Origin of the sequence: Mycolicibacter heraklionensis, from assembly GCF_001021505.1 — a bacterium.
GTDB lineage: Bacteria > Actinomycetota > Actinomycetes > Mycobacteriales > Mycobacteriaceae > Mycobacterium > Mycobacterium heraklionense.
In genome coordinates this window covers 22095-35138 of record NZ_LDPO01000010.1, presented here as the reverse complement: position 1 = coordinate 35138, position 13044 = coordinate 22095, and the positions used below count along the sequence as shown (strand labels likewise).

Genomic DNA, 13044 nt, shown 5'->3' with positions numbered 1-13044 from the left:
CGACTACTTCTGGGTGACCTTCTTGGCCGGAGCCTTCTTGGCCGGAGCAGCCTTCTTCGCCGGAGCCTTCTTGGCGGCCGGGGCCTTCTTGGCGGCCGGAGCCTTCTTGGCGGGGGCCGGCGCGGGCTCGTCCTTCTTGGGCAGCTCGATGCCGACCAGCTTGGCGGCACGCTCGCCGACCTCACGGGTCTGCGACGCGACGTTGCCCAGCACTTCCTGGGTCAGCTCGACGGCCTGGTCGACGTAGCCCTCCACCTGCGCGGACGCGTCATCCAGACCGGACTGGCTGCGCAGCCGGACCAGGGCGGCCTCACCGCGCGCCACCAGGTCGTTGTACCGCTCGCTGGCAGCCTCCGCGTAGCCCTCGGCGGCCTTGCGCAGCTCCTCGGCGGTGAAGCGCTCCCGCAGCTCGGCGAACTGCTCGGGCAGCTCCTCCTGCAGCTTGGTCAGGCGAGCGCGGCTCTCCTCGACCCGGGTGCTGGCGTCCTCGCGGGCCTCACCGGCGCGCTCGCGCAGGTTGGAGACCAGGTCGGTCACGGTAGCCAGGGCCAGGTCAGCGGCGCCGATCGCGGCGAGCAGCGGGGCCTTCAGTTCTTCGATGGTCGGGTTCTCAGCCATGTCGGGTTCCTTTCGGGTTGAAATCGTGCGTAGGTGATTCGGTCAGGAGAACGAAAGAGGATCAGTCAGGTGGCGTCTCCTCACCGTCGGCTTCGTTCTGCTGGACGAAGGAGGTGTAGATGTCGAGCAGAACCTGCTTTTGCCGTTCCGTGATCGCCGCATCGGCAATGACCGCGTCACGGACCTCGCTCTTCTCGCTCGGCTCCAAGATTCCCGCCCGGACGTAGAGCACCTCGGCGGAAACCCTTAGGGCCTTAGCGATCTGGTTGAGGACATCAGCAGAAGGCTTGCGCAGTCCACGTTCGATCTGGCTCAGATACGGATTGCTGACGCCGGCCTTGTCGGCCAGCTGGCGCATGGACACCTGCGCGGCTTCGCGCTGGGCCCGGATGAAGCTACCGATATCTGCCGCTGCCGTGGAGACCACTGCGGCGAGCTTGTCGTCCTGCGACACCGCTGACCCCTTTCGTGGACTGGCGACTGCTGACACGTGCCACGATACTGGCTAGTGCTAACTTTTGCAAGCACTTGCTAGCGCAGGTCAGAACATAAGTTGGGCTATGGCGTAGATCGCCAGGCCGGCCAGCGAGCCGACCACGGTGCCGTTGATCCGGATGAACTGCAAGTCACGCCCGACGTGCAGCTCGATGCGCCGGCTCGCCTCGGCGGCATCCCAGCGCTCGATGGTCTCGGTGATGATCGCGGTGATCTCCACCCCGTACTGGGCAACCAGGTGTTGCGCGGCCCGCACGATCCAGTTGTCCACCTTGTCTCGGAGTTCGACGTCGTCACGCAGCGACTCGCCGATCTGCACTGCCGCGGCGGCGATGCGGGTCCGCAGGGCTCCGGACGGATCATCGACGCCTTCGAGCACGAACCGCTTGAGCGTCGCCCACGCCGTCGCCGCCGCCTTGGCGACCTCGTCGCGCGCCATCACCTGGTCCTTGACCGAGTCCGCTTTCGCGATGGTCGCCGGGTCGAACTGCAGATCGTTGGCGAACTCGAACAGGAAGCGAGTCGCGTTGCGGCGCAGTTCATGGTCGGGATTGCGACGCACCTTGTCGGTGAAGTCCATCAGCTCGCGGTGAATCCGGTCGCCCACCAAGTGGTCGACGAACCGCGGCGACCAGGTCGGCGAGTCCCGCTCCACCACCCGCTGGATGACTTCACCGGCATTGAGCGACCACTGGAATGCCCGGTCGGCCAGCAGCTGCAGCAACGCCTCTTGCCGACGCTCGGCGAGCAGGGTGCCGAGCATCCGGCCGACCGGCGGTCCCCACTGGGGTTCGGCGATACGACGCACGATCATCCGGTCGATGACGTAGGCGATCTCCTCGTCTCGCAACAGTTCGACGAGCACCCGCAACACGGTCGCGGTCTCGGCGGCCACCCGCTCGGCATGCACGGGCTCCGACAACCATTTACCCACCCGGCTGGCGATCTGCGCATCGCGCAGCTTGGTCTCGATCACCGGTGGCGACAGGAAGTTCTCCCGCACGAAGGTGCCCAGGCCCTCCCCGAGCTGGTCCTTCTTGCGCTTGATGATCGCGGTGTGCGGGATGGGGATCCCCAGCGGATGCTTGAACAGTGCGGTGACCGCGAACCAGTCGGCCAGCGCGCCGACCATGCCGGCCTCCGCGGCGGCGCCGACGTAGCCCACCCACGTCGCAGCCGCGCCGTCCGCCTGCGCCCACCGGCACAGCAGGAAGACCACCGTGGCGCCGAGCAGGAAACTCAGCGCCACCACTTTCATGCGGCGCAGATCCCGCAACCGCACGGCATCCGCGGCCGGATCGGCGTCTGCGAACGACTCCGCCAACGACTGCACGGTTTGCGCGGCACCGGGCCAATTCGACTGGTTCTCTGGATGCACCACCCCACCATCATCCGCCATCTGCGCGGCCGGGTATATGCGGCGTTTCCAGCTTCGCCTCGCCTCCGGCGAGCCTCGCTAAACCACCGGGTATATGCGGCGGTTCCAGCTTCGCCTCGCCTCCGGCGAGCCTCGCTAAACCACCGGTAACTGTTACCGGACCACAAAGTTTGCTGGACCAGCCCGTATTATCTATTGCGTCTAGTGAATGGGAACGCGCGATAGTGGCAGAGCAGCTCCAGGCCGGCACCGCCAAGACCGACGGTCGCAAACGGCGTTGGCACCAGCACAAGGTCGACCGCCGCAATGACCTCATCGACGGGACGATCGAGGCGATCCGGCGCCGCGGCCGCTACGTGAGCATGGACGAGATCGCCGCGGAGATCGGCGTGTCCAAAACGGTCCTGTACCGGTATTTCGTCGACAAGAACGACCTCACCACCGCGGTGATGATGCGCTTCGCGCAGAGCACACTGATCCCGAATATGGCGTCGGCGTTGTCGGCGAACCTGGACGGGTTCGACCTGGTCCGCGAGATCATCCGGGTGTATGTGCAGACCGTGGCCAACGAACCCGAGCCGTACCGGTTCGTGATGGCCAACAGCTCGGCCAGCAAGAGCAAGGTGATCGCCGACTCCGAGCGCATCATCGCCCGGATGCTCGCGGTGATGCTCCGCCGCCGAATGAGCGTGGTCGGGATGGACACCCGCGGGGTCGAGCCGTGGTCGTACATGACCGTCGGCGGAGTGCAGCTGGCCACCCACTCGTGGCTGCTGGACCCGCGGATGAGCGCCGACGACCTGATCGACTACCTGACGATGATGACCTGGAATGCGCTGTGCGGAATCGTCGAGGTGGGCGGATCGCTGGAGAAGTTCAACGCCGGCCCGCACCCGTCACCGATACTGCCGTGGCGGCGGGCGGCCAGCGCGCAGTCTGCCCGCTGACCCGGCCTCGCCCCGTCAGGCACTGCCAATTACCAGGGAAATCCCTGTATCTCTTGGCGGCGCAATCTCCTACCGTCGCAAGCGGGTCGTCAGAACCGACCAGTTGTGACGCGAAGTCCTATCGAGGGAAGGCAGGTGCCTCACCATGGCCACAACGGGCTACCGACTGACCGCCAAGACGATCTTGTCGGCACTGATCGCCGCCGGAGCATTCTTGAGCTGTCCGCCACTGGCCAGCGCGGACGACCCGGAACAGCCGCCCGGGCAGGGACAGGACGCCTGCGCGGGCGGCGACCAGGGTCAACCACAGGACCCGCAGGCGTGCGGCGCCGGTATCGCCAACCGTGTCGTCGGCGAGGCCCAGAGCGCCGCCGACCAGGCCGCCCGCGCCGCCGGCCAGAACGGTCAGAACAACCCGGCCGGTGACCGCCCACCGCAGGACCTCATCACCAACACGAGATGCGTCATCTTCAACGGGGTTCCCACCCTCATACCGCCGGAGGGTTTGACCCGGACGGCAACGCCGTTCGACTCCCCCATGGAGGGCAAGCCCTGCTGGGCCGCGTTCGGCGTGACGCCGACGCACTAGTAGGTGTAGAAACCCCGGCCGGACTTCTTGCCCAGCTGGCCGGCCTCGACCATGCGCAGCAACAGCGGCGGCGCGGCGTAGAGCGGCTCCTTGAACTCCTCGTACATCTTGTCCGCGATCAGCTTCAGGGTGTCCAGGCCGACCAGGTCGGACAGCCGCAGCGGGCCCATCGGGTGCGACAGCCCGGCGACGATCGCCTTGTCGATGTCCTCGACGGTGGCGAACCCGGACTCGAGCATCCGGACCGCCGACAGCAGGTAGGGCACCAGCAGGGCATTCACCACGAAGCCGGACCGGTCCGAGCAGCGCACCACCTGCTTGCCCAGCACCGCGCTGGCGAACTCCTCGGTGCGGTCGGCGGCGCTCGGGTCGGTGACCAGGGTGCTGACCAGCTCCACCAGCGGCAGCACCGGAACCGGGTTGAAGAAGTGCAGGCCCAGCACCCGCTGCGGGTTCGCCGTGGCGGCGGCGATCTTCATGATCGGGATGGACGAGGTGTTCGACGCGAGCACGGCGTCCGGGTCGGTGATCACTCGGTCCAGCTCGGCGAAGATCTTCGACTTGACGGTGTCGTCTTCGATGACGGCCTCGATGACCAGCTGACGGTCGGCCAGCTCGCCGAGGTCGGTGGTGAAGGTCAGGTTGCCGACGGCGTCGTCGCGCTCGCGTTCGGTGATCTTGCCGGCGCTCACACCGCGCTCCAGCGACTTGACGATCCGGTTACGGCCCGCGGTGACCAGTGCCTCGGTGGTCTCGAAGACCTTCACCTCGACGCCGGCCCGCGCCGACACCTCGGCGATTCCGGCGCCCATCTGCCCGGCTCCGATGACACCTACTCGTTGGATCGACACGGTCTCCCTTTCCGTCAACGCCCAGCAACAGGCCCCGCCCAGGCTGGCTGGGCGGGGCCTGCGCTGTCAACTCCCCCGCGGTGCAATCCGACTTCCACCGCGGGAAACCTCTTCCCCCTTGCGGTCCCCCTTGCGGTCCCCCCTTGCGCGAGCGCGCGTGTCTGTACGTCAACACGCCGTGTCAGGGCGTACAACTGCGCACGCTCGCGGCAAGGTCAGCGACCTAGTGAAACTGGCCCTCTTCGGTCGAGCCCGCCAGCGCCGTGGTCGACGACGTCGGGTCGACGGTGGTGGCGATCCGGTCGAAGTACCCGGCACCCACCTCGCGCTGGTGCTTGGTCGCGGTGTAGCCCCGCTCCTCGGCGGCGAACTCGCGCTCCTGCAGCTCGACGTAGGCGCTCATCTGCTTGCGGGCGTAGCCGTGGGCCAGATCGAACATCGAGTAGTTCAGCGCGTGGAAGCCGGCCAGGGTGATGAACTGGAACTTGAAGCCCATGGCGCCCAGCTCGTTCTGGAACTTCGCGATGGTCGCGTCGTCCAGGTGCTGCTTCCAGTTGAACGACGGCGAGCAGTTGTAGGCCAGCATCTGGTCCGGGAACTCGGCCTTGACGCCCTCGGCGAACTTGCGGGCCAGCTCCAGGTCCGGAGTACCGGTCTCCATCCAGATCAGGTCGGCGTACGGGGCGTAGGCCTTGGCCCGGGCGATGCACGGCTCCAGGCCGTTCTTCACCCGGTAGAAGCCCTCCGCGGTGCGGTCTCCGGTGATGAACGGCTGGTCGCGCTCGTCGACGTCGGAGGTGATCAGGGTCGCGGCCTCGGCGTCGGTCCGGGCGATCACCACGGTCGGCACGTCGGCGACGTCAGCGGCCAGGCGGGCCGAGGTCAGGGTGCGGATGTGCTGCTGGGTGGGGATCAGCACCTTGCCGCCCAGGTGGCCACACTTCTTCTCCGAGGCCAGCTGGTCCTCCCAGTGCGAACCCGCGACACCGGCGGCGATCATCGCCTTCTGAAGCTCGTAGACGTTGAGCGCGCCACCGAAGCCAGCCTCACCGTCGGCCACGATCGGGGCCAGCCAGTTGTCCACCGAGGTGTCACCCTCGACCTTGGCGATCTCGTCGGCACGCAGCAGCGCGTTGTTGATCCGGCGCACCACCTGGGGCACCGAGTTGGCCGGGTACAGGCTCTGGTCGGGGTAGGTGTGCCCGGACAGGTTGGCGTCACCGGCGACCTGCCACCCGGACAGGTAGATGGCCTTCAGGCCGGCCCGGACCTGCTGGACGGCCATGTTGCCGGTCAGCGCACCGAGGGCGTTGATGTAGTCCAGGTCGTGCAGCTGCTCCCAGAGCACCTCGGCGCCGCGACGGGCCAGGGTGTGCTCCTCGACGACGTGGCCCTGCAGTGCGACGACGTCCTCGGCGGTGTAGGTGCGGGTGACGCCCTTCCAACGCGGGTTGTGGTCCCAGTCGTGCTGGATCTGCTCGGGGCTCTTCGGCGTGCCAACGGTCGACATAGGATCCGCTCCTTTGCGTTTTCGATCGTCGGGGCCGCCGGACCCGAGAAATGCTTCCCGGCTTTGCTAACGCCCCGATCGATTCACTGGTGTGTTAATGCGACCTTGACACAGCACATCTGCCCAGGTCCAGCCGTTTCCGTTGCCAACTTCAGCCATGTATCGGCAACAAATTGCGAAGTTTGCGAAGAACTACGGAGAAAATCCGTCGTGAAATCAGCCGAAAAGCTACCGGCCGGTAACATATCCACACAGGTCAGCGCACGTTTCAGCAGTACGCTCGTACTGACTAGAACGTGTTACAGCGGGAAGATCGCGGCGAGGGCTTTGACCTCTTCGCCCACCAGGTATGTGAGCGTTCTAACAGTGCGATCGGCCAAGTCGGGCCCGAACTCATCGGTCGATCCGGCCGGGTGGACGTGGGAGACGATCTCTAGTTTGTCGCCCAGCGCGACCGGCGCGTCGTGTTCCAGCGCGACCCGCAGCGGTGCCTCGAGCAGCTCGGGGTAACTCGACAGGTAGTCCTCGACCACGCTCCAGTACACCGAGTTGTTCATGTGATCGAACAGGTCGATGTCGGTGAACCGCAGCGGGTACTCGTGGATCTCCGCGGCGTCCTCCCGGCCACCGGCCTTCAGGTAGGCCTTCCAGCGCAGCCGGTCGACGGTGGTGGTGCGCTTGAGCCGGTCCAGGAAGCCCTCGGAGATCCGCGCCGGTCCCTGCGTCTCGCGGTTAATATTGATCCAGAACGCCTCGGACTCGATCAGCCCGCCCTTGCGGCCATCGATGCGGACCCGCATCTCACACCAGCGGTTGGAGGTGCCCGAACACCAACGCCGCATCCGCAGCATGTCCTGAAACTCGATCGGACGAATCAGGTCCATCATGGTGCGCCGGACGATCCACAGCGGGTGCGTCTCCTGATAACCGCCCTCCCGCAACTGATCCTGGCCGATGTCCTGGATGTGGCGGGCGGCCGCGTCCATCCGCAGGCGGCCCAGGCGGTCGATGTCGGCGACCCGCAGTGGCCACTGCCGGTCGAACACGTCGGGATGCGGATCAGGCACCGGCATCAAAACCTTGGCCAGGCCGGTCGGCTCGTGGGTCTGCTGCATCGATGCTCCCGGTGGTCTTTTCTTGAGCGGATCATGCCATGCCAACTATGCGAATGCCGCCTTCGCAGCAGGTAGGGTCGGGTGGGTGGCCAAGACGTACGTCGGCTCCCGGGTGCGCCAGCTGCGCAGCGAGCGCGGGTTCAGCCAGGCTGCACTGGCGCAGATGCTGGAGATCTCACCGAGCTATCTCAACCAGATCGAGCACGACGTTCGGCCGTTGACCGTGGCGGTGCTGCTGCGTATCGCCGAAGTCTTCGGGGTGGACGCCAGCTTCTTCGCCTCCCAGGACGACACCCGACTGGTCGCCGAGTTGCGTGAGGTCGCCATGGACCGCGACCTCGACATGGATGTCGACCTGGCCGAGGTGGCCGAATTGGTCAGTGCGCACCCCAAATTGGCCCGCGCGATGGTCAACCTGCACCGCCGCTACCGCATCACCACGGCCCAACTCGCCGCGGCCACCGAGGAGCGCTTCTCCGACGGCAGCGGCACCGGCGCGATCACCATGCCGCACGAGGAGGTCCGGGACTACTTCTATCAACGCCAGAACTACCTGCACGAACTCGACACCGCCGCCGAAGAACTGGCCACCCGGATGCGCAGGCACCAGGGCGAATTGGCCGTCGAGCTGGCCAACCGACTCACCGAGGTACATGGCGTGCACATCAACCGCCGCATTGATCTGGGCGAGACGGTGCTACACCGCTACGACGCCGCAACCCGGACCCTGGACATCTCCAACCACCTGTCCTGGGGACAGCGAGTGTTCAAGATGGCCGCCGAACTGGCCTACCTGGAATTCGATGACCAGATCTCGACCATGGTCGAAGAGGGCAAGTTCACCTCGAAGGACTCCCGCACGCTGGCCCGGCTCGGGTTGGCCAACTATTTCGCGGCGGCCATCGTGTTGCCCTACGGCCAGTTCCACGACAGTGCCGAGACCTTCCGCTACGACATCGAACGGCTGTCGGCTTTCTACCGAGTCAGCTACGAGACCATCGCCCACCGGCTGTCCACCCTGCAGCGGCCCTCGATGCGGGGCGTGCCGTTCTCCTTCGTCCGGGTCGATCGGGCCGGCAACATGTCAAAGCGGCAGTCAGCCACCGGCTTTCATTTCTCCTCCAGTGGCGGTACCTGCCCGCTGTGGAACGTCTACGAGACATTCGGCAACCCGGGGAAGATCCTGGTGCAGATCGCCGAGATGCCCGACGGCCGCAAGTACATGTGGGTGGCGCGCACCGTGGAACGCCGCGCCTCGCGCTGGGGCCAGCCGGACAAGACGTTTGCGATCGGGCTCGGTTGCGAACTGCGACACGCCCACCGGCTGGTCTACTCCGAAGGCCTGGATCTGGCGGCCGGCCACGACGTCCCGGCCACGCCGATCGGGGTGGGCTGCCGAGTCTGCGACCACGACAACTGCCCGCAGCGGGCCTTCCCCGCGTTGGGCCGTGACCTGGATCTCAACGAACATCGCAGCACTGTCTCGCCGTATCTGGTAAAGCAACAGCGGTGACTGTTCGTATCCCCGATTCCCCCGGCCTGCGCGACCTCGGTGTCACGAACTGGCTGGTGTGCAAAGTCGTCGCCCTGCGCCAGCACGTACCCCGGGCGCACCTGTTCACCACCCTCGGCCAGCACCGGCGATTGATGTGGTCCTGGCTGCCGTTCGGCGGGGTGCTCATGCGGGGCGGCAAGCTCTCGAACCGCGACACCGAGTTGGTGATCCTGCGGGTGGGGCATCTGCGCGACAGCCAGTACGAACTGCAGCACCATCGCCGGATGGCCCGGGCGGTGGGTCTCGACGACGCCACCCAGGCGCGGATCTTCGAAGGCCCCAGCGCGGACGGGCTCACCGACCGGCAGCGGGTGTTGCTGACCGGCGTCGACGAACTGGTGGGCACCCGCACGCTCTCCGATGACACCTGGGCACAGCTGGCCGCACATCTGGACCGCCCCCGGCTCATCGAATTCGTCATGCTGACCAGCCAATACGACGCACTGGCCGCCACCTTGAGCGCGCTGCGGGTTCCGCTGGACTTCGATGAGTAGTCCTGCGTGACCGCTACCGTCAGCCACGACCTGGCCGTCGCCGGGGGCGGGGTCCTGCTGATCGCGGCGGTGCTGATCGTGGTCGGGCGCGCACTGGCACGGCGGGGGGCCAGTCCCTTGGTCACCCGCAAGATCCCCCACGCGCTGTGCGGGCTGTTCGCCGCCCTGGCGGCCTTCCAGCTCTCGCACGGAGCGGTGGTGGCCGGCGTGCTGGCCGCCGCGACGGTGGGCTTGACGGTGATCGTGGAGCGCGGTCTGATTCCGGTGCCCGGTGTCTTCGACGGCACCCGGTCCCGTGACTACGGACTGGTGGGCTTCGCCGCCGGCGCGTTGGTCGCGGTGCTGGCGTTCTGGCCCGATCGGGTCGCCATCGCAGCGGGCGTCGTGGTGCTGGGGCTGGCCGACGCCGGTGCGGCGCTGATCGGGGACCGCTACGGCCGGCACCGGGTCGAAGCCGGTGGCGGGGTGCGCTCACTGGAGGGGTCGGTGGCCTTCGTGGTCATCGCGTTCGCGGTGTCGTGGGTGTTCTGCCGGGTCGGTCTTGAACTGAATACGTTTATGGCGGTGTCGGTTTCGCTGTTCGTCGCGATGACCACGGCCGCCGTGGAACTCCTGGTGCTGCCGGCGGCGGATAACCTGCTGATTACGCCGTGGGTCGCGCTACTGCTGCACGTGGCGCGGGACCTGTCGACCGACGACGCGCTGCGGTGGCTGGCCGCGGTGGTATTCGGCTGCGCCATAGTGCCGTTCATGCTCCGCATGCGGTGGCTGGATCTGCCCGGAGCGCTGTCCGGCGGCCTGATCGCCGGGGTGGCCGTCGGCCTCGGCGGGTGGGCATGGATCATTCCGGCCGCGCTGTTCTTCTCGCTGACCAGCCTGCTCACCGCATATCGCCGCCCCGCCCGGACCGGGGGCATGCGCACCATGAGCCAGGTCGCGGTGAACGCCGGCCTTCCCGTGCTGATTCCGGTGATCGGCTATGCGTTCACCCGTGACCCGCTCTGGTACGCCGTGTCGATCGGTGGGATCGCGGCGGGCATCGCCGACTCGTGGGCCTCGGAGATCGGCCGCTTCTCCTCCCGGGACCCGCTGTCGCTGCGCACCCGGGCGCGGGTGCCCAAGGGCACCTCCGGGGCGGTGTCCCCGCTGGGTTCGGGCGCGACGGTGCTGGGGGCGTTGGCGGTCGGCGCATTCGGCGCCCTGTTCGGCGGGGTCGTCATGCTGCCGGTGGGCCTGGCGGCCGGCGTCGCCGGTTCCCTGGTCGACACCCTGATCGGCGCCACCGTGCAGGCCCGCTTCGTCTGCGCGACGTGCGGTTCCACCGTGGAGGACGCGCTGCACTGCGGCGCGCCGACACGGGCATCCACCGGCTGGCGGTGGGTGGGCAACGACGTGGTCAACGCCTTCGCGAACGTGACCGGCATGGCGGTGGGTTTCGGAGTTTTCTGCCTGCTCGGAGCCTGATCCGGCGAACGGGCGGTGCTCCATGCCCAAAACTCACAGTGCGCTCCTACCTTGGGCCTACCTTGGTGGGCGTAGTCTCGGCCCCAGTGTTGAGCCACCAGCACGTCGTTCTCTGACACAGGTCTCTCCCGAGAGGACCAACGGTGGCACATCCCACGGGCGCAGAACCCAAAGCCAAGTCCCAGTGGCTGTCGCAGTCCGCAGCACAGACTCGCGGATCAGACAAAGGCGAAGTGCAGTTCCACTACGACATCTCCAACGACTTCTTCAAGTTGTGGCAGGACCCGTCGCAGACCTATAGCTGCGCGTATTTCGAGCGCCCTGACATGACACTGCAAGAGGCGCAGCTGGCCAAGGTCGACCTGTCGCTCGGCAAGCTGGGCCTCGAGCCGGGGATGACGTTGCTCGACATCGGCTGCGGGTGGGGCTCCACGATTCGGCGGGCCGCCGAGCACTACGACGTCAACGTCATCGGTCTGACCCTCTCGGAGAACCAGAAACAGCACATCGAGGACAACGTCTTCGCGAACTCCACCAGCACGCGCCGGATGGAAGTGCGGCTACAGCCCTGGGAGGAGTTCGACGGGCAGGTCGACAGGATCGTGTCGATCGGCGCCTTCGAGCATTTCGGCTTCAACAAGTACGACGACTACTTCAAGAAGACCTTCAGTTGGATGCCGGACGACGGGGTGATGTTGCTCCACAGCATCGTCATTCCCAGCGACGAGGAGATCAGGGCCAAGAAGCTGCCGCTGACGATGTCTCGGGTGCGGTTCATCAAATTCATCATGGACGAGATCTACCCCGGCGGGCGCCTTCCGTTGGCCGCGCAGGTAACCGAGCACGCGGCCAAGGCCGGCTACACCGTGACCCGCGAGCAGCACCTGCAACCGCACTACGTTCGCACCCTGAACACCTGGGCGGCCAACCTCGAGGTCAACAAGGACGAGGCCGTCGCCATCACGTCTGACGACGTCTACGAGCGGTTTTACAAGTACTTGACCGGCTGTGCCGAACTGTTCGACACCGGCTATACCGACGTCGTCCAGTTCACCTGCGAAAAGGCGCCCGCATGACCGGGTTTGCCCGAGCCCGCCGGCAGCCGCGCCGGGGCGAGTAGGAGGTCGGGCAGATGGCCGAGACCACGCGCGGTGCACCGAAGATGGCGGTGGCGTATGAGGATGTGCAGGCCCACTACGACATCTCGAACGACTTTTTCGGCTTGTTCCAGGATCCGACCCGGACATATAGCTGCGCCTACTTCGAGCGCGAGGACATGTCGCTCCAGGAGGCGCAGATCGCCAAGATCGATCTCGCGCTGTCCAAATTGGATCTCGCACCGGGGATGACGTTGCTCGACATCGGCTGCGGATGGGGATCTGCGATGCAGCGGGCGGTCGAAACCTACGACGTCAACGTCGTGGGGCTGACGTTGAGCAGAAACCAGTGCAGCCTCGGCCAGCGACTGCTCGACGACGTCGACAGCGAGCGCTCACGCCAGATTCTGTTGCGCGGCTGGGAGGAATTCGACCGGCCGGTCGACCGCATCGTCAGCATCGAGGCGTTCGAAGCCTTCCCCAAAGAGCGGTATGCCACGTTTTTCGAGTTGTGCCACCGCCTGATGCCCGACGACGGGCGCATGGTTCTGCAGACCATCATGGGCCACCCGCTCAAGCGCTGGCCGGAAATGGGCATCCCGATCACGATGACGGACCTGCGGTTCATGCGCTTCATCGCGAAGGAGATCTTTCCCGGCGGCTCGGTGCCGTGCGACGAGGATGTCGTCGAATACGCAGGCGCCGCAGGGTTTTCCATCGCCGACCGCCAGGACCTCACCCCGCATTACGCCCGGACTCTGGACACCTGGGCGACCCGGCTGCAAGCGGCCCGCGAGCAGGCGATCGCAGTGACCTCCCCGGAGGTCTACGAACGGTACGTGAAGTACCTACTGGGCTGCGCCGATTTCTTTCAACGCAAGGTCAGCTATGTCGCCCAGTTCACTCTCGTCAAGGGCTGACGGCCGCGCCG

General features: G+C 66.4%; 13 protein-coding genes. 7 read left to right on the top strand and 6 right to left on the bottom strand.

Annotated elements, in window-relative coordinates:
* Nucleotides 1-3 precede the first annotated feature (3 nt).
* The 3 genes from ABW16_RS13130 to ABW16_RS13120 form a co-directional block, all read right to left on the bottom strand.
* Nucleotides 4-618, bottom strand: a complete 615-nt coding sequence (locus ABW16_RS13130; protein ID WP_047319628.1) for a hypothetical protein — start codon at nt 616-618, stop codon at nt 4-6.
* 61 nt (nt 619-679) lie between these two features.
* Complete coding sequence (locus ABW16_RS13125) at nt 680-1072, bottom strand: helix-turn-helix domain-containing protein (RefSeq protein WP_047319627.1); 393 nt, start codon at nt 1070-1072, stop codon at nt 680-682.
* Nucleotides 1073-1159: 87 nt separating this feature from the next.
* Nucleotides 1160-2512, bottom strand: coding sequence for a DUF445 domain-containing protein (locus ABW16_RS13120; protein ID WP_233424766.1), 1353 nt, complete (start codon nt 2510-2512; stop codon nt 1160-1162).
* A gap of 203 nt (nt 2513-2715) precedes the next feature.
* Here ABW16_RS13120 and ABW16_RS13115 point away from each other — a divergent pair, with 203 nt between their 5' ends.
* Both ABW16_RS13115 and ABW16_RS13110 read left to right on the top strand, forming a co-directional pair.
* Entirely contained in the window at nt 2716-3438 is a 723-nt protein-coding gene (locus ABW16_RS13115) for a TetR/AcrR family transcriptional regulator (RefSeq protein ID WP_047319626.1), read from the top strand.
* 145 nt (nt 3439-3583) lie between these two features.
* Nucleotides 3584-4027 (top strand): hypothetical protein, encoded by a 444-nt coding sequence (locus tag ABW16_RS13110; protein WP_047319625.1) that lies wholly within the window; start codon nt 3584-3586, stop codon nt 4025-4027.
* Here ABW16_RS13110 and ABW16_RS13105 read toward each other — a convergent pair.
* From ABW16_RS13105 to ABW16_RS13095, 3 genes are all read right to left on the bottom strand, one after another.
* Nucleotides 4024-4878 carry a 3-hydroxybutyryl-CoA dehydrogenase gene (locus tag ABW16_RS13105; protein ID WP_200900658.1) on the bottom strand — a complete coding sequence of 285 codons (855 nt, stop codon included), beginning with the start codon at nt 4876-4878 and terminating at the stop codon, nt 4024-4026. The two genes, ABW16_RS13110 and ABW16_RS13105, sit on opposite strands and share 4 nt — an antisense overlap.
* A gap of 223 nt (nt 4879-5101) precedes the next feature.
* The gene (gene aceA / locus ABW16_RS13100) at nt 5102-6388 is read right to left on the bottom strand and encodes an isocitrate lyase (protein ID WP_047319623.1); all 1287 of its coding nucleotides are present in this window, start codon (nt 6386-6388) and stop codon (nt 5102-5104) included.
* Between the two features lie 299 nt (nt 6389-6687).
* Nucleotides 6688-7503 (bottom strand): acyl-[acyl-carrier-protein] thioesterase, encoded by an 816-nt coding sequence (locus ABW16_RS13095; protein ID WP_047319622.1) that lies wholly within the window; start codon nt 7501-7503, stop codon nt 6688-6690.
* 85 nt (nt 7504-7588) lie between these two features.
* Between ABW16_RS13095 and ramB the strand changes: the two genes are divergently transcribed.
* The 5 genes from ramB (at nt 7589) to ABW16_RS13070 (ending at nt 13033) form a co-directional block, all read left to right on the top strand.
* Nucleotides 7589-9016 carry an acetate metabolism transcriptional regulator RamB gene (ramB, locus tag ABW16_RS13090; RefSeq protein ID WP_047319621.1) on the top strand — a complete coding sequence of 476 codons (1428 nt, stop codon included), beginning with the start codon at nt 7589-7591 and terminating at the stop codon, nt 9014-9016.
* The gene (locus ABW16_RS13085; protein ID WP_047319620.1) at nt 9013-9552 is read left to right on the top strand and encodes a carboxymuconolactone decarboxylase family protein; all 540 of its coding nucleotides are present in this window, start codon (nt 9013-9015) and stop codon (nt 9550-9552) included. Before ramB ends, ABW16_RS13085 begins: the two co-directional genes overlap by 4 nt.
* A gap of 6 nt (nt 9553-9558) precedes the next feature.
* Entirely contained in the window at nt 9559-11016 is a 1458-nt protein-coding gene (locus tag ABW16_RS13080) for a DUF92 domain-containing protein (protein WP_047319619.1), read from the top strand.
* 143 nt (nt 11017-11159) lie between these two features.
* Complete coding sequence (locus tag ABW16_RS13075) at nt 11160-12092, top strand: cyclopropane mycolic acid synthase family methyltransferase (RefSeq protein ID WP_047319618.1); 933 nt, start codon at nt 11160-11162, stop codon at nt 12090-12092.
* A gap of 56 nt (nt 12093-12148) precedes the next feature.
* Nucleotides 12149-13033 (top strand): cyclopropane mycolic acid synthase family methyltransferase, encoded by an 885-nt coding sequence (locus ABW16_RS13070; protein WP_047319617.1) that lies wholly within the window; start codon nt 12149-12151, stop codon nt 13031-13033.
* Nucleotides 13034-13044: the final 11 nt, after the last annotated feature.

Excerpts from the sequence above, each read along its gene's own strand:
- ABW16_RS13130 (WP_047319628.1), bottom strand. The coding sequence starts at position 618 with ATGGCTGAGAACCCGACCATCGAAGAACTGAAGGCCCCGCTGCTCGCC.
- ABW16_RS13120 (WP_233424766.1), bottom strand. The coding sequence starts at position 2,512 with ATGGCGGATGATGGTGGGGTGGTGCATCCAGAGAACCAGTCGAATTGG.
- ABW16_RS13110 (WP_047319625.1), top strand. The coding sequence starts at position 3,584 with ATGGCCACAACGGGCTACCGACTGACCGCCAAGACGATCTTGTCGGCA.
- aceA (WP_047319623.1), bottom strand. The coding sequence starts at position 6,388 with ATGTCGACCGTTGGCACGCCGAAGAGCCCCGAGCAGATCCAGCACGAC.
- ABW16_RS13095 (WP_047319622.1), bottom strand. The coding sequence starts at position 7,503 with ATGCAGCAGACCCACGAGCCGACCGGCCTGGCCAAGGTTTTGATGCCG.
- ABW16_RS13070 (WP_047319617.1), top strand. The coding sequence starts at position 12,149 with ATGGCCGAGACCACGCGCGGTGCACCGAAGATGGCGGTGGCGTATGAG.